Source organism: Xenorhabdus thailandensis, from assembly GCF_037996785.1.
In the GTDB taxonomy this organism is placed as follows: Bacteria; Pseudomonadota; Gammaproteobacteria; order Enterobacterales; family Enterobacteriaceae; genus Xenorhabdus; species Xenorhabdus griffiniae.
The window spans coordinates 565,121-586,955 of sequence record NZ_JBBMXF010000007.1 but is presented as its reverse complement, the minus strand read 5'-3'; the positions used below and the strand labels follow the sequence as shown (position 1 = coordinate 586,955).

Annotated in this window: 22 protein-coding genes and 1 pseudogene; 17 read left to right on the top strand and 6 right to left on the bottom strand. The window is 42.7% G+C overall.

Features of this window, described 5'->3' with window-relative positions:
- Positions 1-253: 253 nt before the first annotated feature.
- A complete protein-coding gene (gene alaE, locus AAC853_RS05265) occupies positions 254-712 on the top strand; it encodes an L-alanine exporter AlaE (protein WP_340613879.1) in 459 nt (152 codons plus the stop codon).
- A gap of 56 nt (positions 713-768) precedes the next feature.
- Here alaE and AAC853_RS05260 read toward each other — a convergent pair.
- Positions 769-909, bottom strand: a pseudogene (locus AAC853_RS05260) (IS1 family transposase); the annotation flags it as partial.
- Between the two features lie 364 nt (positions 910-1,273).
- Here AAC853_RS05260 and pstS point away from each other — a divergent pair.
- From pstS to AAC853_RS05210, 10 genes are all read left to right on the top strand, one after another.
- Positions 1,274-2,296 carry a phosphate ABC transporter substrate-binding protein PstS gene (gene pstS / locus AAC853_RS05255; protein WP_340613878.1) on the top strand — a complete coding sequence of 341 codons (1,023 nt, stop codon included), beginning with the start codon at positions 1,274-1,276 and terminating at the stop codon, positions 2,294-2,296.
- 31 nt (positions 2,297-2,327) lie between these two features.
- Entirely contained in the window at positions 2,328-3,287 is a 960-nt protein-coding gene (gene pstC / locus AAC853_RS05250) for a phosphate ABC transporter permease PstC (RefSeq protein WP_340613877.1), read from the top strand.
- 1 nt (position 3,288) lies between these two features.
- Entirely contained in the window at positions 3,289-4,197 is a 909-nt protein-coding gene (gene pstA / locus AAC853_RS05245; protein ID WP_273557448.1) for a phosphate ABC transporter permease PstA, read from the top strand.
- A gap of 49 nt (positions 4,198-4,246) precedes the next feature.
- A complete protein-coding gene (pstB, locus tag AAC853_RS05240) occupies positions 4,247-5,041 on the top strand; it encodes a phosphate ABC transporter ATP-binding protein PstB (RefSeq protein ID WP_340613876.1) in 795 nt (264 codons plus the stop codon).
- A 19-nt stretch (positions 5,042-5,060) separates the two neighbouring features.
- Positions 5,061-5,777 carry a phosphate signaling complex protein PhoU gene (gene phoU / locus AAC853_RS05235; protein WP_273557449.1) on the top strand — a complete coding sequence of 239 codons (717 nt, stop codon included), beginning with the start codon at positions 5,061-5,063 and terminating at the stop codon, positions 5,775-5,777.
- A gap of 110 nt (positions 5,778-5,887) precedes the next feature.
- Positions 5,888-6,736 (top strand): ABC transporter substrate-binding protein, encoded by an 849-nt coding sequence (locus AAC853_RS05230; protein ID WP_340613875.1) that lies wholly within the window; start codon positions 5,888-5,890, stop codon positions 6,734-6,736.
- 86 nt (positions 6,737-6,822) lie between these two features.
- Complete coding sequence (locus AAC853_RS05225) at positions 6,823-7,560, top strand: amino acid ABC transporter permease (RefSeq protein WP_340613874.1); 738 nt, start codon at positions 6,823-6,825, stop codon at positions 7,558-7,560.
- 1 nt (position 7,561) lies between these two features.
- Positions 7,562-8,269, top strand: coding sequence for an amino acid ABC transporter permease (locus AAC853_RS05220; RefSeq protein WP_340613873.1), 708 nt, complete (start codon positions 7,562-7,564; stop codon positions 8,267-8,269).
- 493 nt (positions 8,270-8,762) lie between these two features.
- Positions 8,763-9,767, top strand: coding sequence for a zinc-binding alcohol dehydrogenase family protein (locus AAC853_RS05215; RefSeq protein ID WP_340613872.1), 1,005 nt, complete (start codon positions 8,763-8,765; stop codon positions 9,765-9,767).
- Position 9,768: 1 nt separating this feature from the next.
- The gene (locus tag AAC853_RS05210; RefSeq protein ID WP_340613871.1) at positions 9,769-10,221 is read left to right on the top strand and encodes a hypothetical protein; all 453 of its coding nucleotides are present in this window, start codon (positions 9,769-9,771) and stop codon (positions 10,219-10,221) included.
- A 2-nt stretch (positions 10,222-10,223) separates the two neighbouring features.
- Here AAC853_RS05210 and AAC853_RS05205 read toward each other — a convergent pair whose 3' ends face one another.
- The gene (locus AAC853_RS05205) at positions 10,224-10,466 is read right to left on the bottom strand and encodes a hypothetical protein (RefSeq protein ID WP_340613870.1); all 243 of its coding nucleotides are present in this window, start codon (positions 10,464-10,466) and stop codon (positions 10,224-10,226) included.
- Between AAC853_RS05205 and AAC853_RS05200 the strand changes: the two genes are divergently transcribed.
- Positions 10,441-11,361, top strand: coding sequence for a hypothetical protein (locus tag AAC853_RS05200; protein WP_340613869.1), 921 nt, complete (start codon positions 10,441-10,443; stop codon positions 11,359-11,361). The two genes, AAC853_RS05205 and AAC853_RS05200, sit on opposite strands and share 26 nt — an antisense overlap.
- A gap of 433 nt (positions 11,362-11,794) precedes the next feature.
- Here AAC853_RS05200 and AAC853_RS05195 read toward each other — a convergent pair whose 3' ends face one another.
- Both AAC853_RS05195 and AAC853_RS05190 read right to left on the bottom strand, forming a co-directional pair.
- Positions 11,795-12,148: a winged helix-turn-helix transcriptional regulator gene (locus AAC853_RS05195; RefSeq protein WP_340613868.1), complete on the bottom strand. Its 354-nt coding sequence runs from the start codon at positions 12,146-12,148 to the stop codon at positions 11,795-11,797.
- Between the two features lie 166 nt (positions 12,149-12,314).
- Positions 12,315-13,796, bottom strand: coding sequence for an MFS transporter (locus AAC853_RS05190; RefSeq protein ID WP_340614160.1), 1,482 nt, complete (start codon positions 13,794-13,796; stop codon positions 12,315-12,317).
- A 100-nt stretch (positions 13,797-13,896) separates the two neighbouring features.
- Here AAC853_RS05190 and AAC853_RS05185 point away from each other — a divergent pair, with 100 nt between their 5' ends.
- Positions 13,897-14,436 (top strand): TetR/AcrR family transcriptional regulator, encoded by a 540-nt coding sequence (locus AAC853_RS05185; protein ID WP_340613867.1) that lies wholly within the window; start codon positions 13,897-13,899, stop codon positions 14,434-14,436.
- Between the two features lie 199 nt (positions 14,437-14,635).
- Positions 14,636-15,973, top strand: coding sequence for an NCS2 family permease (locus tag AAC853_RS05180; RefSeq protein WP_340613866.1), 1,338 nt, complete (start codon positions 14,636-14,638; stop codon positions 15,971-15,973).
- 62 nt (positions 15,974-16,035) lie between these two features.
- Here the strand turns inward: AAC853_RS05180 and AAC853_RS05175 are convergent, their stop codons facing one another.
- Positions 16,036-17,505 carry a glycosyltransferase family 39 protein gene (locus AAC853_RS05175; RefSeq protein WP_340613865.1) on the bottom strand — a complete coding sequence of 490 codons (1,470 nt, stop codon included), beginning with the start codon at positions 17,503-17,505 and terminating at the stop codon, positions 16,036-16,038.
- Between the two features lie 146 nt (positions 17,506-17,651).
- On the opposite strand from AAC853_RS05175, the gene yihI reads away from it, so the two are divergent.
- The 3 genes from yihI to AAC853_RS05160 all read left to right on the top strand — a co-directional run bounded on the left by yihI (position 17,652) and on the right by AAC853_RS05160 (position 20,176).
- On the top strand, positions 17,652-18,173 hold the full coding sequence (gene yihI / locus AAC853_RS05170) for a Der GTPase-activating protein YihI (protein WP_340613864.1): 522 nt from the start codon (positions 17,652-17,654) through the stop codon (positions 18,171-18,173).
- 218 nt (positions 18,174-18,391) lie between these two features.
- Positions 18,392-19,765 (top strand): oxygen-independent coproporphyrinogen III oxidase, encoded by a 1,374-nt coding sequence (hemN, locus tag AAC853_RS05165; RefSeq protein WP_340613863.1) that lies wholly within the window; start codon positions 18,392-18,394, stop codon positions 19,763-19,765.
- Between the two features lie 84 nt (positions 19,766-19,849).
- Complete coding sequence (locus AAC853_RS05160; RefSeq protein ID WP_338884052.1) at positions 19,850-20,176, top strand: hypothetical protein; 327 nt, start codon at positions 19,850-19,852, stop codon at positions 20,174-20,176.
- Positions 20,177-20,397: 221 nt separating this feature from the next.
- Here AAC853_RS05160 and glnG read toward each other — a convergent pair whose 3' ends face one another.
- A complete protein-coding gene (gene glnG, locus AAC853_RS05155) occupies positions 20,398-21,825 on the bottom strand; it encodes a nitrogen regulation protein NR(I) (protein WP_338884053.1) in 1,428 nt (475 codons plus the stop codon).
- Between the last annotated feature and the right edge of the window lie 10 nt (positions 21,826-21,835).

Genomic DNA, 21,835 nt, shown 5'->3' with positions numbered 1-21,835 from the left:
TAATTTCTGATAAATTCCTTACCGCTTTTGGCTTATCAGAACAGGGTATATTAATAAATTATATATTTTTGCATAATTCAGAACAAAATTTCGCTCCATCAAGATTATTGGTTTTTATAAGTCAATTCAGCAAGAGTGATATTCAATAATTCCCTGTATAAATAGATAAAATCAGCAATTAAAACTAAAGAGCTTGCTTGTCAAACAAAACTTGGCCTGTTAACTTCGCGTTGGATAATAGAGGAATAAAGACATGTCTGTAGAAGCATCTCAATTTGATAATAAAAGAAAGATCAATTTTTTTGCTGATATATTTGCATTAAATACTTTTTGCTATCTTATTTCATTACCCATTGAACTTGGGTTTGCACAGATGAGTTTTTCAACCCATTTGCAAGCCCGTTTTATCGGTCTTTTTATTATTACAACAACAGCCAGACCCTTTGGTATTTGGCGAGATTGGATCTTTAAAAAATTTAAATTATCTAATGAAGATAAAGGCATAAAACCTTACCTTGTTGATACTTTAGCTTACCTTTCCTTCGAGATGCCATTATATATTATTAATCTTACTATTAGCGGAGCATCTTTAGAGCAGATGCTTAAAAGCATTCTTTTTTTCGCTTTTATTGCTGGTATGGTAGGACGTCCATATGGTATTTATAGAAACTTCATTAGAAGTAAGCTATTTAAGCTCGACTCAAGTTTGTAAAAGACAGGGAGATATAATAAATGGAAGAAGGGCGTGTATTAATCCGTTGATGAGTGTCAAATACAGTTATTACTGAATGTACCAATGATCTTATCGTGTAGTTTGGGGGTAGAATAATTCAGTGTCTTACGATTGAATTGCTTAATTCGGATGCGTAAAGTCAAATTCTCCCGTTCAATGCCTTGAGTAAAAATCTTCCTGACAAAATCGACATTTCACTTCAACCGTCGCTATTTAATTTTTCTGAAAAATGGCGGTTATATACAACCGCCAACGGGTTGGATACCTATGCCAATCTAACTTCAAGATGCATGTGATTTCTCCCCGCGAGGCGGGGAGAAATCAGGTTTCATAGCGTGTTGTAAATTGCAACTTGAAGTTTAATGCGTATAAAACGTTCTGTCATAAAAATGTCATAATTCATACATCTTATTGTCATTGAATTCGCTTATTTTCATTATTGAATCATTTTGTTACCTAAAAATCAGACTGTCAGTGATACCTGACATTTGTGTTTCATTAATGATGCGTATCCCAGTAGGAAATCCAACAGGAGATAGTATGAAATTAATGCGTACCACCGTGGCGAGTATCATGGTTGCTGTATTTGCCATGACATCCCTGTCTTCATTCGCGGCCACCAGCCTGACGGGGGCGGGTGCGACGTTCCCTGCACCGATATATACCCAATGGGCGGATTCTTATCAGAAAGAAACGGGCAACAAAATCAATTATCAAGGCATTGGCTCTTCTGGTGGTGTAAAACAGATTGTTGCCAATACGGTCGATTTTGGTGCCTCTGATGCCCCGCTTTCTGATGAAAAATTGGCGACTGATGGCTTGTTCCAGTTCCCAACGGTTATCGGTGGAATTGTGCTGGCGGTGAACATTACCGGTGTTAAAGCCGGTCAGTTGGTTCTGGATGGTAAAACACTGGGTGATATTTATCTAGGTAATATCAAAAAATGGAATGATCCAGCGATTACCAAGCTGAATCCCGATCTCAAATTGCCAGAGCAAAATATTGCCGTGGTTCGTCGCGCTGACGGCTCAGGAACCTCTTATGTTTTCACGAGTTACCTGTCCAAAGTTAACAGCGATTGGAAACAAAAAGTCGGGACGGGTTCGACCGTCAAATGGCCAACAGGATTGGGTGGTAAAGGTAATGACGGGATTGCTGCATTTGTTCAGCGTCTGCCGGGCTCGATTGGTTATGTCGAGTATGCCTATGCGAAGCAGAATCACCTGGCTTATACCAAACTGGTTTCAGCGGATGGTGCCGTGCTAGCGCCGACCGAAGAGAACTTTAGTGCAGCGGCCAAAGGTGCGGATTGGAAGCGCAGTTTTGCGCAGGATCTGACAAACCAGAAAGGCGATCATGCGTGGCCAATTACCTCGACTACATACATTCTCATCCACAAAAAGCAGGCAAATGCTGCCAACGGTGCCGAAGTGCTGAAATTCTTCGATTGGGCTTATAACAATGGCAAACAACAGGCGAAAGATCTGGATTATGCCACCCTGCCGGAAGAAGTGGTCAGCCAGGTGCGTGCAGCATGGAAGAGCAATCTCCCCTTTTATTAAGGGGAAATAACCTAAAATGAGAATGAAGCGTATGGCCGAACGTAAAACGGCACTGAAAGCACCGAGCATAAAGGGTGACATTATTTTCAGCGCCTTGGTGAAGTTAGCGGCGCTGTTAACTTTATTTCTGCTGGGAGGCATTATCATTTCACTGATCATTGCTTCCTGGCCGAGTATACAAGCATTTGGTTTTGCTTTCTTATGGAGTAAAGAGTGGGATGCACCGGCAGGGGTGTTTGGCGCATTGGTGCCGATTTATGGCACATTGATGACTTCGTTAGTTGCCCTGATTATTGCGGTTCCCGTGAGTTTTGGTATTGCCCTGTTTCTGACGGAATTGTCACCAAACTGGTTAAAACGTCCATTGGGTGTGGCGATTGAGTTATTGGCCGCGATCCCCAGTATTGTTTATGGCATGTGGGGGTTGTTTGTTTTCGCTCCGCTGTTTGCCACCTATTTCCAGCAACCCGTTGGTGATGTGCTCTCCAGCATTCCCATCGTAGGGGCGCTATTCTCCGGTCCTGCTTTTGGCATCGGCATTCTGGCGGCGGGTGTCATTCTTGCCATCATGATTATCCCCTATATCGCTTCTGTCATGCGCGATGTGTTTGAACAAACCCCTGTGATGATGAAAGAGTCGGCTTATGGCATCGGTTGTACAACATGGGAAGTGATTTGGCATATCGTCTTGCCTTATACCAGGAATGGTGTGATTGGCGGTGTGATGTTGGGACTTGGCCGGGCATTGGGAGAAACAATGGCAGTCACCTTTATTATCGGTAATACCTACCAACTTGATAGTTTGTCGCTGTATATGCCGGGGAACAGTATCACTTCTGCATTGGCAAATGAATTTGCTGAGGCTGAATCTGGCCTGCATACCGCCGCATTGATGGAACTGGGGCTGATTTTATTTGCCATCACCTTTATTGTCCTGGCGTTGTCAAAATTAATGATTATGAGTCTGGCAAAAAATGAGGGGCAGCGCTGAGATGACAACCGTCAATGAGCAACCTTCACATTTAGTCAATACAGTAAACGAAGCGGAGATGAAAAGTCGTCGCCGTATGCAGTCATGGCGTCGTCAGAAAAATCGGCTGGCGCTGATGTTATCCATGATGACGATGGCATTCGGTTTATTCTGGCTGGGCTGGATTTTGATCTCCACCGTCACTAAAGGGATTGATGGCATGTCGCTGGCGTTGTTTACTGAAATGACACCGCCTCCGAATACCGAGGGTGGTGGGTTGGCAAACGCCATTGTGGGTAGCGGCTTGCTGATCTTCTGGGCGACGGTGTTTGGTACGCCATTGGGAATTATGGCGGGCATTTATCTGGCGGAGTATGGTCGCCATTCATGGCTGGCAGAAATCATCCGCTTTATTAATGACATCCTGCTTTCAGCCCCTTCGATTGTTGTCGGATTATTTGTCTACACCGTTGTGGTCACGAAGATGCAACATTTTTCAGGGTGGGCTGGAGTAATGGCACTGGCACTGTTGCAGATCCCTATTGTGATTCGCACGACAGAAAATATGCTGAAATTAGTGCCGGATAACTTGCGTGAAGCTGCTTATGCCTTGGGAACACCGAAATGGAAAATGATCTCTGCCATTACGTTGAAAGCCTCGATATCAGGCATTATGACCGGTGTGTTACTGGCTATTGCTCGTATCGCTGGTGAAACGGCTCCATTGTTGTTCACCTCGCTTTCCAACCAGTTCTGGAGTACCGATCTTAACCAGCCGATGGCAAACTTGCCTGTCACTATTTTCAAGTTTGCCATGAGTCCATTCTCTGACTGGCAGCAGTTGGCATGGGCGGGAGTATTGCTGATCACCCTGTGTGTATTGCTCATTAATATTGTGGCGCGTGCGCTGTTTGCGAAGAAAAAGCACTAATATTTTTTCAACGGAATAAAAGCAGAAGGTATTCAAGAGATAAATATTGATGAATAAGGCTAATGACGTTATTTCAGTAAATAAAATCGCAGAAAGTAAAATCCAGGTGCGTGATCTGAATTTCTATTACAGCAAGTTCCATGCGTTGAAAAATATTACGCTGGATATTGCACAAAACAAGGTAACGGCATTCATCGGGCCATCGGGCTGTGGCAAGTCCACATTACTGCGTATTTTCAACAAAATGTATGAATTGTACGGGGATCAGCGCGCTGAAGGTGAAATTATTCTGGATGGCACCAATATCCTGACAGACACACAAGATATTGCCTTGCTACGTGCCAAGGTTGGAATGGTCTTCCAGAAACCAACACCATTTCCGATGTCCATTTACGACAATATTGCTTTCGGGGTGCGCCTGTTTGAAAAACTGCCCAGAACAGAAATGGATGAACGAGTCCAATGGGCATTGACCAAAGCGGCATTGTGGAATGAAACCAAAGATAAATTACACCAGAGTGGGCATAGCCTCTCTGGTGGCCAGCAACAGCGTCTGTGCATTGCCCGTGGTATTGCCATTCGTCCAGAGATCTTGTTGTTGGATGAACCTTGTTCGGCACTTGATCCCATCTCGACAGGACGCATTGAAGAGTTAATCAGTGAACTGAAATCGGAATATACCGTCGTGATCGTCACCCACAATATGCAGCAAGCGGCTCGCTGTTCGGATTACACTGCATTTATGTACCTGGGTGAACTGATTGAATTTAGCGACACCGATAGATTATTCACCACACCGAAGATGAAACAGACCGAAGATTACATTACTGGCCGTTACGGTTAATACGGGGGGATAGAAAAATATGGACAATCTGAATCTCAGCAAGCATATCTCCGGTCAGTTCACTGCTGAACTGGAACATATTCGTACCGAATTGATGACAATGGGTGGTTTGGTGGAAGAACAGCTCAGTAAGGCGATTCTGGCGATGCACAACCAAGATGAAGTATTGGCACGGCAAGTGATTGAGGATGACCAGAAAGTCAATATGATGGAAGTGGCGATTGATGAAGCGTGTGTCCGCATCATTGCAAAACGCCAACCGACGGCCAGTGACCTGCGCCTGATCATGGTTATTTCAAAGACCATTGCTGAACTGGAGCGCATTGGCGATGTTGCCAATAAGATCTGTAAAACTGCGCTTGAAAGATTTTCACATCAACAACAATCTTTGCTGGTTAGCCTGGAATCATTGGGGCGCCATACGATCCAAATGTTGCATGATGTGTTGGATGCCTTTGCCCGTATGGATCTGCAAGAAGCCATCCGTATCTACCGTGAAGACAAAAAAGTCGATCAGGAATACGAAAGTATTATCCGCCAGCTTATGACTTATATGATGGAAGATCCCAGAACCATTCCGAATGTCATGACGGCTCTCTTCTGTGCCCGCTCTATTGAGCGCATTGGTGACCGTTGCCAGAATATTTGTGAATTTATTTTCTATTACGTCAAAGGACAGGACTTTCGCCATATCGGTGGTGATAATTTGGAAAAATTACTGACCCAAAAAGAATAGTTATTATTCTAAAATTGAATAAATATATTATTTTATATTATTTCAGGTGCTATATCTAAATTGATAGCTTTTGTTGATATATAAAAATTAATAACCAACAGGGGTGTACAATGAAGATTGGCAACAAATCTCGCGTAGCGGTTACTGCTTTGCTGACCAGTTTGGCATTGGTTTCAGGAGTGGCAAAAGCAGATAAACTTGATGACATTAAAAAAGCTGGCACGGTACGTATTGCAGTATTTGACAGTAACCCACCATTTGGTTTTATCGATCCTCAAACGAAAAAATTGGCAGGCTATGATGTCGATATCGCCAATGCGATTGCCAAAGATTTAGGCGTGAAGCTGGAGCTGCGACCAACGAATCCAGCAAACCGCATTCCTCTGCTTTCTTCCAAAAAAATTGACTTAATTGCTGCTAATTTCACGATCACTGATGAACGTGCAAAACAAGTTGATTTTTCCATCCCTTATTTTGCAACAGGTCAGAAATTCATTGCCCGCAAAGGTGTTTTGACCAAGCCGGACGATATTGCCAAACTGCGCATTGGTGCAGACAAGGGGACGGTGCAGGAAATCACCTTACGTGAGCGTTATCCAACAGCTAAAGTGATCTCATATGACGATACACCATTGGCATTTGCGGCTCTGAGAAATGGCAATGTCCAGGCGATCACGCAGGATGATGCGAAACTGGTTGGCTTGCTGGCAAACGTACCGGAAGCACAGAAAGCCGATTTTGAAATTTCCCCTTTTAGTATTACTCGTGAATATCAAGCAGTTGCGGCCGCCAAAGGGGAAACGCGATTAGTTGATTCGGTTAACCAAACCTTACTGAAATTAGAAAAAGAGGGTGAAGCAGAGAAAATCTATAACCGTTGGTTTGGTCCGGAAACGAAATCCGCTCAACCGCGGGGTGATTTTAAATTTGCTCCGTTAGCAGATCAGGCAAAACAGTAATGTTTGTTTAGTGCTTCCATTTAAGAACACCAATTGATTAGCCCCGTTATTGCGGGGCTTTGCTGTTTGTTTATGCGGTGAATGATATGTTTGAGCAATTTATTACTGAGCATTTACTGGCTCCTGAATATCTTCTATGGCTTTGGCAGGGATTTCTGATCACTTTGTGGCTTTCTGCCTGTGTCATTATCTCCTCCACTTTACTGGGTTTTGTGATTGCCGCGATACGGGATAGTCAAATCAAGCCACTGCGCTGGCTGGCTACGGCTTACACTACGGTATTTCGTAACACCCCTTTGTTGGTACAGCTGTTTTTCTGGTATTTCGCATCCGGGCAAATTTTGCCACAAGAGGCGATGATATGGCTGAACACGCCTCACGACACAATAATTTTCGGTCTAACACTGGAATGGCCATCCTTTGAATTTCTGGCGGGATTCATCGGACTCACTCTCTATTCAGCTCCGTTTGTTGCAGAAGAGTTGCGTGCGGGCATTCAGGGCGTTGGAAGCGGACAAAAATATGCAGCCCATGCATTGGGTTTAACAGGCTGGCAGGCCATGCGTCACGTTGTATTGCCACAGGCATTGAAAATAGCTATGCCACCCTTATTGGGGCAATACATGAATATTGTCAAAAATTCATCATTAACCATGGCGATTGGTGTGGCAGAACTCTCCTATGCTTCTCGTCAGGTGGAAACCCAATCTTTACAAACCTTTGAGGCATTTGGTGTGGCGACAGTGCTCTACATTGCCATTATTGCTGTGATGGAAGGCTGGGGACAATGGCGCCAACAGAGAACCTTGGCGAGAGGGTATTGATATGGACTTTACTGTTATTGCAGAAAACTGGCGTTACTTGTTATTAGGAACCTTTCCCGATGGGCCGTTGGAAGGGGCGGCATTGACGCTAGTAATCAGCATCATAGCGGGGACTATCTCTATCGTATTGGGTATTTTGGGTGGCGTTGCTCTGGCAATGTTGCACGGTTTTTGGGCCAATTTATTGGCAGCAATACTGGGTTTCTTTCGCGCTATTCCGGTCATTATGCTGATTTTCTGGACATATTTCTTATTGCCTGTCGTATTGGGGATGGAGATCCCTGAAATTACGACCGTTGTCTGTGCGCTGGCATTGATTACTTCGGCTTATTTAGCACATGGCGTCAAAGCGGGAATTTTAGCGATTGGTGATGGTCAATGGCGGGCAGGGTTATCACTGGGTTTCAATCGTTGGGAAGTCCTGTGGCATATCGTTTTGCCGCAGGCATTGCGCATGATGGTGCCTTCATTTATCAATCAGTGGATTGCGTTAATCAAGGATACTTCATTGGCTTATATCGTTGGCGTGGCGGAATTGTCATTTTTGGCGACTCAAGTAAATAACCGCAGCATGGTTTATCCGATGGAAGTCTTTTTATTCGTTGCGTTGGTTTATTTTGTGATGTGTTTATCACTGGAATTGATTGCCAATTATGTTGCCCGCCGTTTCTCGGTGAGGCGTAAAAAAACATTGGCCGAGGTTTCTTAGCATTAATATTGGGTATCTGGCAGATATTTTCGTTGTTGTATTATGGGATTCTGCCAGTGCCGCCAGGTTATCAGTCTGAGAGAAACTTCTTTCTGTGCTACTGTCTGCCTTACGTCAGTGATATAGGTAGCTTCCGATACTCCTTTCAACTTTGTAATGACAGTCACTGTCATATATCTGGGCGTAGTACAGTAGCCTCGTCAGTGCGGCTGATTTCTCCCCGCCTCGCGGGGTGAAATCACACACATATTGAAGTTAGATTGGTATATTTTCTGTAAAAAAAATATAATAAATTTTAATATACATTACGGAATATAAACTTCTTTGCAGAAGGGATTGTAAAGATAAAAATAATATAAAAATGGCATTTTTAAGAGATTCACTGTATCTGGATAACTTTTTTTATTGGGTATCAAATTTGTTACTTATTAATATCTGGAAATTTCTATGATACTTATAAATCAAAGAAAACCAAACTGATGTGGAGAAAAGAATGAAAGCTGTTGTATATAAAAAACCATTACCCATAGATCACCAAGAAAGTTTATTGGATATGGAAATTCCAGAACCTAAGATAGAAACAAATGATCTATTAATAGATATTAAAGCTATATCTGTAAATCCAGCCGATGTAAAAATAAGGGCATCTTCTACACCAAAAGATAAATATCGTATACTTGGCTGGGATGTGTCAGGCGTTGTTATTGATAAAGGTGAGAATGTTAAAAATTTTAATATAGGCGATGAAGTCTACTATGCTGGGGCAATTAATAGAGATGGTTGCTATTCAGAAAGACAAGTTGTTGACTATCGGATAGTTGCTAAAAAACCTAAAAATATCAGTTTTTCAGATGCTGCTGCTGTCCCATTAACAGCTCTTACTGCGTGGGAAGCATTATTTGACAGACTGAACATAGATAGAAATGAGGAATCTTGCATTTTAATCATTGGTGGAGCGGGTGGTGTTGGTTCGATAGCTATTCAAATGATAAAAGCTATGACAAAATTGACAGTAATTGCTACAGCATCAAGAAATGAATCAAAAGAATGGGTAAAATCTCTTGGTGCCGATTATGTTATAAACCATTTTGACAGTTTAGAAGAACAAATTCATTCTGAAAAAATACAGGCTCCTAAATATGTATTTTCCACATCTAATACAGATTCCTACTTAGATCAAATAGTTAATATTATTGAACCACAAGGGAAAATCGTACTCATTGATGATCCAAAATCATTGGATATTTTAAAATTAAAAGGGAAAAGTTTGACGATTTGCTGGGAATTTATGTTTACTCGCTCCTTGTTCGAAACTGACGATATATCAAATCAGGGCAAAATATTAGATGAAGTAGCTATCCTTTTAGATAAAGGAAAAATAAAAACAACAAAAAATAAAGAATTTTATGGAATAAATGCATCTAATTTAAAAGAAGCACATCAAATAATAGAATCAAATAGAACCGTTGGAAAGATAGTTTTAAATAAGGAGATTTAAGATGAATAGTTTTGTTTTGAACTCTGAGGAATTTATAGCTTCTATTAATTATGCTTTTTTTAACTTACTGAAGTTATCTTATAATACGCGTGTTTTAAATTCTAAAGTAAATCATAGTGATTATAAGAAAAAGTTAAGTTACTGTTTGGATAGTATTAGCAATATAAAAACAGAGAAGCATTTTTACTTAAGTGAAATAAACGATAAAAATTTAATTGATGGAAATAAAGAATTAGAAGGAATTATAGGTGGTAAAAGTCTTGTAGAAATTTATAATAAATATATAGAGCTATCAGATTATATCTATATTAATTTTAGGTTTAATGAGTATTTTTCTTTAAAAATTAATGAGGTTAATTGTTTTAAATTTAGTAAATTTAAAGATGATAGTGTTGAATTACTTTCCAATATAGACGATGAAAATATTTTAAATTCAATAAAGAAAAGTCTATGAAGCTATTTTGGATAATGAAACTTTTCCAAATAAAATAGATTATTTACTACTTCACCTGTCCAGATTTCGCCTTCACCAGAAAGTATTATGTACCATTCATCTCCGTTGCTGTGGTTATGGCACCCAACTTTTTTACCTGCATTAATAGACGTGGCATAAGCATTTAAGCCTTCTTTTTTTATCATGTGCCTGACAGAAATACCCACTGCATCATCTTTGATGGCTTCTTCTGTAGAAAGAGGCATTGATATTCCTAGAAGCATTTTGGAACCTTATAGAATACCTGACAACATTAAAGTCAGAGAAATAGTTTTAAGGAATAAAAGAAAAACACCTTCATCTACTTATGTTGGAAGAGCTGAATTTGAAAAGACATTAGGTGAATCTTATGTTAAGTCAATTCATATTACGTCAGCTTGTTGTTCTAATTTTTTTAAAGATGGAGTAACTGAGTGTAAAATAGCTATCGAAAATAAACCATATTCTGAGATAGTAAAATTTTTAAAATCAGTTTCTAATTTAACTGTTAGAGATAAGTCATGGCAGATATTATCTGCTGCTTTTTGCATTAATGTTCCTATTATCGATGATAGAAATCCAGAAAATATAGTACAAGTAAATAATAAATTTGACATCGGTATGTTGGCTATTGATGCTGTCTATGAAGCCGGTATTGAGAAAGTCACATGGGATGGAACAAAAGATAGTTATCCTAGTCAATGCATATTTGAACAACTTACATTTGAAGAATGTGTTTCCCTTGTCCATTATGCACACGAAAAAGGGCTGATTTGTTACTTTAGCGCTGGATTTAGATTTAACCATATAGAAGATGTTGTTTATACTGGGGTTGATGGTGTTGGGTTAGGAGGGGCACAATTATTAAGATATATGGATAAAACAAATGGAAATCATGGTCCATTTATTTATGAAAATATAGAAAAATTAATTGATATCCGAAATAGATCAGAAAAAAACATATTAGGTGTTTCAGCAATAAAATTGGCTAAGCTAGATGCCCTTCATTATAAAGGTAACTTAAGTGATTCATTAAATAAAGTAAGGGTCGATTTATTTGAAAATATAAAAACAAAAAATGAAGTAAGTTTGTTGAAAATAAATAATATTTTAAGTGTCTAGGTGTTTTTATAATTTGTAAATATTGTTTATTATTTGAATTAAATTCAGTCTGGTAATAATATTATAAAATTCCTTAAAAAGGAAAAAAGCTATTAGCCGGACTGAATTATGTCAACTCATGTTCAAATCGTTTAATGAAATCATCGCGTATCAGCAGAAAATACTTGGTATCACTGATTTTACAATATTCTTCAGCTAGCTGCGATTCACAATGGCTTAATTGAATAGTAAAGCTGGAATAATCGTTTGAGACGCTCATCACGAGTCGTATTTATGCGTCAATTCAAAGAGGGATTTTGTGCTAGTATCAGATAAATTCTTATGGTCGCTATCATGGTTTTAATTGTAAATCAAGAGTTTTATGTGGCGACCAATATAGTAATGCTATAATTTGAAAGACAGTATGTATAGGGTGTGAATAAAAGAAAATAATTCACATATCATAATGATCTAAAAAATCTTCTTGGTTATTCTTAAACCAATCTTCCATTGAAATAAAAATAGGGATGAGTTCCTCTCCATATTTAGAAAGAGTATATTTAATTCTCAATGGCTTCTCCTTGATAATAATCTTATTAATTATTCCTTTTCTTTCTAAAAAATGTAATTGTAAAGACAATGTCCTACGGCTTAGTTTATTATATTTATTAATTAACTCAGAAAACCCTGCACCATCGCTTTTAGCAATATGATATATTATTACTCCTCTCCATTTTCCTCCCAACAGTGAAATAGCAGCTTCTACAGGACAACCCAAAAAACAATCAAAATTAGTGTGTTTTTTCATGTAATTTAATATTGAAATTAATAATAACATTATGAAATTTTTATAGTATAAAAATTTCCTATTACCTTATATTACGCAACTACATTTATAATCATGTGATATTATACATTTTTTTTATTCATATCAATTCATAATCACATACATTATTTTAATAATCTTCATTGAATTAATAATGAGGTTTCTCTTTTCTAGATACAGCAATGAATACCGAAGTCAACAACAGCAATGTCCCCGCTGCGATCAACACCGACAGGAATGAGTGATTGAAAGCCTGTTTTGCAGCCTGGAGCAGCGACAGTGCAACCTCTCCCTTTAGCCCTTCTGCGACAATAAGAGCCTCATCAATACTGTTTCGTGCCAGTGCTGGGATGCCCCTATCCGCCGGAAGAGTGAATGAGGCAGAATAGACCGCTACCATTAAACTGCCGAGAGCGGCTATCCCGATTAAACTTCCCAATTCATAGGCGACTTCTTCGATAGAGGCGGCGGTGCCAGCGCTGCTTTCTGGGGCATTTAACATGATGGATGTGGAAGCGGCGGTCATTGCTGCACCAATACCAAATCCAATGAGGCAAAATGCAGTGATTTGCACAAAAAGCGATTGCAGGCCAGCGAGATAAACAAAGCTCCCCAGTCCGGCAAGGGCGAGCGAAAGCCACATGATCCGCTCAGAGCCAAATTTTGGTATCGCAATCCCGGCTAGGGGGCCAGCAATAAAAGAGGCTGCGGGAATAGGTAAAATAAATAATCCCGCCAGCAAGGGAGATAGACCCATAGCGAGTTGGAAGCGTTGACTAACAGCAAGCTCTATCCCGACTAGCGCTGCTGTGGAAACGAAAGCAACGACGATTCCCGCGGTGAACGTGTGATTACGGAAAAGCTTGAAGTCGATCATGGGGGTTGATGAACTTAACTGGCGACGAATGAAGAAGGCCGTGAAAATAATTCCTATGATGCCGACTATCGCGGTGGTCAGCAATGAAGGTGCTGGTTTGCTTAATTCTTTGATCGCATAGGTGATACTCACCAGGCCAATCAGGATTTGCACAGAGGCAATAAGGTCAAAAGAATGGCCTGGATTGTTTGGACTTTTAGAAATAACGACCAGTGCAAAACCAAAGGCAATGAGGGCAATCGGGACATTGATCAGGAAAACCGATCCCCACCAATAATATTCGAGCAGGAATCCGCCGATAACCGGGCCAAGCGCGGCGCCGCCTGAAGCTATGGCGGACCAGATACCAATGGCAAGTGCCCTTTCGTTTGGATCTGCAAATGCTTGCCGGACTATTGCGAGCGTTGCAGGCATCATCATTGCCGCGCCAAAAGCAAGCACCACACGCGCAGCAATCAGGGTCACAGGGGTGGGGGAAAATGCCGCCATCAGCGATGCCACACCGAAAATGGCTAACCCGTTAGTAAACAGTTTCTTTGCACCAAAACGGTCACTCAACGCCCCCATAGCGGGGAGTAACCCTGCAATAGCCAATGTATAAGCATTCATGATCCACAGTTTTTCTGAAGCAGAAGCATGTAAATCGTGTGTCAGCCGAGGCAAAGCGGTGTATAGCACGGTCATATCAATAACAACTAAGAAAAGTGCACTGGAAATAATAGCGAGCACAAGCCAGCGGATATTCGATTTCATAAGCAAATTCACCAATGCGGTTCGGCAACCTTGCCGAGCCTTGACTAAATTGTTGGCGATTATTATAAATACATACGTATTTAATTAAAAGGAGGTTCGCATGGGACGACGTAAAACAATTGATCGGGAAGTTCTGTTGGATGCAGCGGAACACATTGTCACAACACATGGTGCCGCGGCTCTCACGATTGATGCGCTGGCGAAGGCAGTTGGCATTACCAAGGGGGGCGTGCAATACAGTTTTAGCACAAAAGATGGGCTTATTGATGCGATGTTTGAACGTTGGGAAGCGAGTTATAACGGACAATTTCATGAAATTGCTGGAGATAACCCCCACCCGCTAACGGCTATGCGTGCGCATATTGAAGCGACCAGTCGGTCGGATGAAGCATCAACGGCAAAGGCGGCGGGTTTAATGGCTGCTTTATTACAAACACCGGAACATCTTGAATCGACCCGTATCTGGTATCGACAACGCATAGCAGGCTTGGATACAACGACGGAAGAAGGTCGTCAGGCACGTTTGGCGTTTTTAGCTACAGAAGGGGCATTTGTTCTGCGCTTTTTTGGCTTAATGGATATGACAGAGGATGAGTGGAGAGATATCTTTAACGACATTCTTGTTGCTATGTCACCCTGAATTGCTTTTGCAAGATTAATCGCGGACAAATCGAATAAAATATCGTCGCAAAATGAATCCCCTCAAGAATCATAATGTTATTTAACCTATTGATTACACGTATCGCAAACGTTTTCTTTTTTTGCCATTTCAGGGTAACGATTTATATAGGTTTCCTGTAGGATAAGCCGAAAACTTCGTTTTTTGGGAAACAATATACATGAGCACAATAAATTCTGGCTCTGCTCATCGTCAGGGCTTGCTTCAGCGCGTGTTTAAATTAGGGGAACATGGCACGACAGTTCGTACTGAAATCATTGCCGGTTTAACGACGTTTCTGACGATGGTTTATATCGTCTTTGTTAACCCGCAAATTCTGGCGGTGGCAGGTATGGATATTAAAGCCGTATTTGTCACAACCTGTTTAATTGCCGCCGTTGGCAGCATTATGATGGGATTGGTAGCGAATCTGCCTGTTGCCGTTGCACCTGCGATGGGATTGAACGCGTTTTTTGCCTTTGTTGTGGTCGGTGCGATGGGTATTTCGTGGCAGGTTGCCATGGGAGCCATTTTCTGGGGGGCAGTGGGACTATTTATATTGACTCTCTTTCGTGTCCGTTACTGGATGATCGCCAATATTCCATTGAGCCTGCGTGTGGGTATTACCAGTGGTATCGGCCTTTTCATTGCCATGATGGGGCTGAAAAATGCCGGCATTATTGTGCCTAATCCCGACACGATTGTCTCAATCGGCAACTTTGCTTCCCATAATGTCTTGTTGGGGACATTGGGTTTTTTCATCATTGCCATTTTAGCGGCACGTAGTTTTCATGCGGCGGTGTTGGTTTCAATTATTGTGACAACGGGTATCGGCTTGCTGATGGGATATGTGGAATATCACGGTATTTTTGATCTGCCCCCCAGTGTGATGAGCGTGGTAGGTAACGTAGATGTCAAAGGTGCACTGGATATTGCGTTGGCTGGTGTGATTTTCTCATTTATGTTGGTGAACTTGTTTGATTCTTCCGGCACATTGATTGGTGTGACGGATAAAGCGGGTATTGCCGACAGCAATGGCAAATTTCCACGCATGAAACAAGCCTTGTACGTAGACAGTATCAGTTCTATGGCGGGTTCTTACATAGGAACTTCTTCGGTTACCGCGTATATTGAAAGCTCGTCTGGCGTTTCTGTTGGCGGCAGGACTGGTTTGACGGCGATTGTCGTGGGTATTTTATTCCTGTTGGTGATGTTTATCTCTCCGCTGGCAAGCATGGTGCCTGCCTATGCCACAGCGGGAGCGTTGGTCTATGTGGGCGTTTTAATGACGTCCAGCCTGACAAGGGTGAAATGGAATGATCTGACCGAATCCGTTCCTGCTTTTATCACCGCGGTGATGATGCCATTTAGTTTCTCCATTACTGAAGGCATTGCACTGGGTTTTATCGCCTACTGTGCCATGAAATTGGGTACGGGCAAATGGCGTGAAGTTGGCCCATGTGTTTTTGCTGTGACACTATTGTTTGTATTAAAAATGGCGTTTGTGGATGCCCACTGAGCACGATTGAAACAGTGATTAAGAGAAAGCCTGACAGCAACTTATGTCAGGCTTGTTGATTATCATTGAATATTCTTAGGCGCGATAAAGCCAATACAAATAGTGTCTAACCCCGCACTGGGTTGGGCTTGGAAGGAAATCTCTTCTTTGTGACTGAGCACCAATGATGGCCATTGTGCAAGCGTATGCTGGAAACTTTCCTCCGCACAATTTTTTCCTCTCTCTCCCACTAGCAAGGCACCATATTTCATAATATTTTCCTGTTTGATATGGCGGTTATAGATATTCGGTGGCACACCTTTATCTAATTTCCAGGGTTGTATCGTTTTTGGGTGATAGTGGCTATAAAATGTCAGCCATTGATGCAGATATTCGCCACCCACATAACGCAATGGTGTTGGATACAGTTCGTTCCAGCGTTGATCAAGTTGGCTGGCAAGAGTTTTTATGCCAACAAATTTTTGTCCTGCATCACGGACATTTGCCATCATCACACCGACATAACCGATCAACACGAATACACCAAACACGACCAGCCCTCGTAATGTGCCTCGTAGGGGTTTGTTGGGGAATACCGTTATTGAGCCTGCCAACAGCGCCGGTGAAACGACCATAAAAGGTTGTACCCATTCAGTCATACGCCCACCCTGATTGAAGGAGAACCAGCCGTAAATAATCAGCAGGGGCAGCAGGATCACGATATTAGCCAGCGCATTGGTTTGTTGCCTGGGCCAGCCAATCCGGCCACCCAACAGATAAATAATGACACTGACGATAATTAACGGGTAGAACACGGAAAGTAGGGCGCGCGTAGTATGTAAATTGAATCCTTTTTGAATTTGGGAACCGACCCATTTAAAGGCGGCGAAATCGTTATGCACCAGCCACCAAACGTTCGGCAGTATCAGCGCGAACCAGATGACAATAGCAAGATAAAACAGCGGTTCCCGATAGTTGCGGCGTATTTTAGGCACGAACAGGGAGAGCAAAAAGACCGAGCCAACAATAGAAAGCGAAGAATATTTTGCCATCGTTGCCAGCCCTGTGGAGAGGGCGAATGCCAGCCACCATTTGGGGTGATCGTCAATGGCACGCAGGAAAAACAGCAATGACCACGGCCAGAGCATCACTAAAAGGTAATTGTCATTATAAGGAATGATATCAAAATTGATGACACCGGATAGGTTCAAAGTCAGCATGGCAAGCCATGCGAGTACAATTTTGCCCGTCAGCCGGAAAGCCAGTTGCCAAACCCCAAGCATCCCGATGGCAATAGCAACAAAGTGGGTGAAATACCAATAAAAACTGAGAGAAATGTCGCTGATAGTGATAGCGGGTAGCATGATGGCTCCCACTAGCCACGGATTTTTGGGTGAACCCCATTCCCCATTAATCCCCCAGTTCAAGGCTTCTACGGTATCATAGGGAACAGTGGGATCAAGAAAGTAACTTGCTATTATCCACAAAACGGCATAACCAGTGACCCAAAGATACAATGGCATGCGATAAGAAGAGGTATCAAAAAAACGCATGGTAGCCTGAAAATATTATTTTAGTTAAATCTATCCATAATACTAGACGAAATTTAAACAATAAGTGAATGGCATTGGATGTTAAAGGGAGTTTCTGTTAGATTCCGCCGAAAATATCTTGATAAAAATGAGTTGAGTCACACGCTATGAGCCTGTTAAAGAAAAAATCACCGGCGAAACCTTCCGCTGGTAAGCAAAAAAGAAAAAGCCGTGCAGAGCTGGATGCTGAAGGTCGCGAACGTAAACGCCAGAAAAAACAACGTGGCAAACCGTCAGGCAGCCGCCATAACGGTCATGACAGTAATAAAAAGCATTCAGTAGCCAGACAAGAAAAAGATCCACGTATCGGCAGTAAAGTTCCGGTTCCTCTGATCGTCGGTGATCAAGAGAGGGTAGTGAAACCAACGGCTAAACCGGCTGTAGAGAAACAGAAACCGCGCCTATCACCGCAGGAAGAGCTGGACATGTTGGAAAATGATGAACGATTGGATGACTTGTTGGCACGCCTTGAACAGGGGGAAAAACTGTCTCAGGAAGACAATGCTTATGTCGACAATATGCTCGATCGCATTGATACCCTGATGGAAGAGTTGGGTATTGCGCTGGAAGAAGAGGACGGCGAGGAAGAACCACAGGAAGATATTATGCAATTGTTGAAGGGTAAGTAGCGCCTTCATCAATGAATTGTGATCGTAAAAGGCGGGTTCATTCTGATAACCATGATATTAATAACCACAATATCAGTATGTTATTTATTGTGGTTATTGGGTAAACTATGGCGGCTATCGCAACGTAAACGTCGGTTGCGTATTATCATCATGGCACGACGTTTCGATTCCACGAAAATGTTGCGTTTTGATGGGCGAAAACAGCGGAAGGAATAAGCATGTCAGAGCAAGCCATTGTTTGGGATCTGCCTTTGATCCAAAAATACAACTATTCAGGTCCCCGTTATACGTCGTATCCAACAGCATTAGAGTTTAACCAACACTACGATGCATCTGCTTTTGCTCAGGCTGCTGTCCGTTATCCTGATCGTCCGCTTTCCCTCTATATTCATATCCCGTTCTGTCATAAGCTGTGTTATTTCTGTGGTTGCAATAAGCTGGTTACGCGCCAAAAGCACAAGGCGGATGACTATCTGAATGTGCTGGAAAAAGAGATTACTGCCCGTGCCAAATTATTTTCCCAGCGGAAAGTCAGCCAGATGCACTGGGGCGGAGGCACGCCGACCTATCTGGACAAAACGCAGATCAGTCGATTGATGTCGATGCTGCGTAGCCATTTCCATTTTCTGCCTGATGCTGAACTTTCCATTGAAATTGATCCGCGTGAAATTGAACTCGATGTCATTGATCACTTGCATCACGAAGGCTTTAATCGCCTGAGTATGGGGGTGCAGGATTTCAATAAAGATGTACAACGTTTGGTGAATCGAGAGCAGGATGAAGCGTTTATTTTCGCACTGATCAAGCGCGCCCGTGAAACAGGTTTTACATCCACCAGCATTGATCTGATTTATGGCCTGCCGAAACAGACACCTGAGAGTTTTGCCTTTACCTTGCAGCGGGTTTTAGCCTTGTCTCCTGATCGCTTAAGTGTCTTCAACTATGCCCACTTACCGAATTTATTTGCGGCACAGCGCAAGATTAAGGAGCAGGATTTACCCACTGCGGCGCAGAAGTTGGATATCTTGCAAGAAACGATTGCGACCCTGACAGGGAATGGTTATCAGTTTATTGGGATGGATCACTTTGCTCGTCCTGATGATGAATTGGCGATTGCGCAACGCCAAGGCATCTTGCACCGTAACTTTCAGGGATATACCACGCAGGGGGAATGCGATTTACTGGGTATGGGGGTTTCCGCGATCAGTATGCTGGGGGATAGTTACGCCCAGAACCAGAAAGACCTAAAAACTTACTATGCGGCGGTGGACGCACAGGGCCATGCTTTATGGCGTGGTTTATCCTTGACGCAAGATGATTGCATTCGCCGTGATGTGATTAAGGCATTAATCTGTAACTTTCGGCTGAATTTTGCGGATATTGAGCGGTGTTATGGGCTGAATTTCACGGATTACTTTGCCGAAGACCTGCAATTGTTGGCACCGTTGGCAGCAGATGGGTTAGTTGAAGTGACTGAATCGCAGATCCAGGTATCCCCGAAAGGGCGATTGCTGATACGTAATATTTGTATGTGTTTTGATAGCTATCTGCGTATTCAGATGCGGCAGCGGCAATTTTCGCGGGTGATATGAGGATTAAGCAGCTTGATTAACATTTATCAAATAATTGGTTAAAATTAATTCAGAAATCCGACTGCCTGAATAGGGGAGATTTATATGAGTGCTGAAATTAAGCTCCGTATTGCAGAGCTTCCTGAAGGACTGAGAGCGGTAATCAGGGAAGGGCAAGCCATTGTTATTAAAAATGCAGGTGAAGACACTATACAGGTAAGGACCTATCGGCGCTGGCGTCGTGAACAGATACCAGAAAAAGAAAATAATAAACCAGTAGTACAGAGACCCGTTGGTGTGTTGACCAAGCCGAAAAAAACATTGAGGCCGATTGGGGTTTTGACTGGAGAGTTACCCGTACCAACAGAAGAAGAGTTTGCTAAATATGATAGCGAAATCCTTTCAATGTTTGAGGGGAGAGATCAGGGCTGATGCGCTATTTGTTAGATACTCATATTCTGCTTTGGTATTTGGCTGCTCCTTCTAAACTAAAAAGGGAAATCAAGGAATTACTAAGAGATACAGATAATGACATTTATGGCTCAAGCCATATGTGAAAGTGTGGTATTAGTAACGAATGATGAAGCGATATTGACTCAGTTCGTTGATCTCTCGGAGTATTTACTCAGTAATAGGTAGTATTGTGGAGCCTGTTATAACCCCAATTCCTTCAATTTCCGCGTTATTGTATTTCTTCCCCAGCCCAGTAAACGGGCGGCTTCCTGTTTATGTCCGTTGGTATATTCCAGTGCGCAATTAAGCAAAGTGCGTTCCAGCAATGGTAAGGCATCGGCAAGGAGATCCGTTTTTCCCTCTTTTAAGGCATGTTGTGCCCATTCAGCCAACAGTTGTGGCCAGTTTTCAGGTAGCGTGGCGCGTGAAATCGGGGCGTTTCCTGTTTGTCCTGTCGATTGGTTGCTAATCAGGTCAGCGGGCAGATCTTGTACCAGTACTTCCTTACTTGCCGCCATCACGGTCAGCCAGCGACAAACATTTTCCAACTGGCGGACATTGCCTGACCATGGCAAGCGCATCAGGGCGAGTTCTGTATCAGGATGCAGCACCTTGGCTTCAACGCCCAACTCTTTGGCAGTTTGTTGCAGGAAATGGTATGCCAGGCGAGGTATATCTTCGATTCTGTCCCGCAAAGGCGGTAGCTGGATGCGGATCACATTCAGACGATGGTAGAGGTCTTCCCTGAATTTACCTTCTGTAACGCGTTGCTCAAGATTCTGGTGAGTGGCCGCGATAATACGGACATCCACCTTCACCGGTGCATAGCCCCCGACACGATAAAATTGCCCTTCAGCCAGAACCCGCAGCAGGCGAGTCTGGATATCCAGCGGCATATCACCAATTTCATCTAAAAACAGTGAACCCCCATTGGCTTGCTCAAAACGACCGTGACGTACTTGATTGGCACCTGTGAACGCACCTTTTTCGTGACCAAACAGTTCGGATTCAATCAGATCTTTCGGGATTGCCGCCATATTCAGGGCAATAAAGGGGGCTGAGGCGCGTGGACTGTGGCGGTGAAGGGCATGGGCAACCAGCTCTTTTCCTGTGCCGGATTCACCATTGATTAACACACTGATGGAGGAACGGGAAAGGCGGCCGATAATTCGGTATACCTCCTGCATAGCGGGGGCTTCTCCGATCATATCTGAAACCGATACCGGCAACCGTGGATTGGAGGCTGATTGATGTTGTTCCCGATAATGACTCAGTGCTCGTTCAACCAGCGCAACAGTTTCATCAATATCGAAAGGCTTTGGCAGATAATCGAATGCGCCATGTTGATAGGCACTGACAGCGGCATCCAGATCAGAATGAGCCGTCATAATGATGACCGGAAGCTGTGGATAGTTCTGCTTGATCTGGTTGAGCAAACTCAGTCCGTCCAATCCGGGCATACGGATATCCGACAGAATAACTTCTGGATGACCCTGTCCTAGCGCGGCCAATACGGTATCGGCATTTTCAAAACTGATACACTCCATCCCCGCGCCACTCAACGCCCGTTCAAGTACCCAGCGGATAGAACTGTCATCATCAACGATCCAAACTTTTCCTCGTTGCATTGTCACCCCC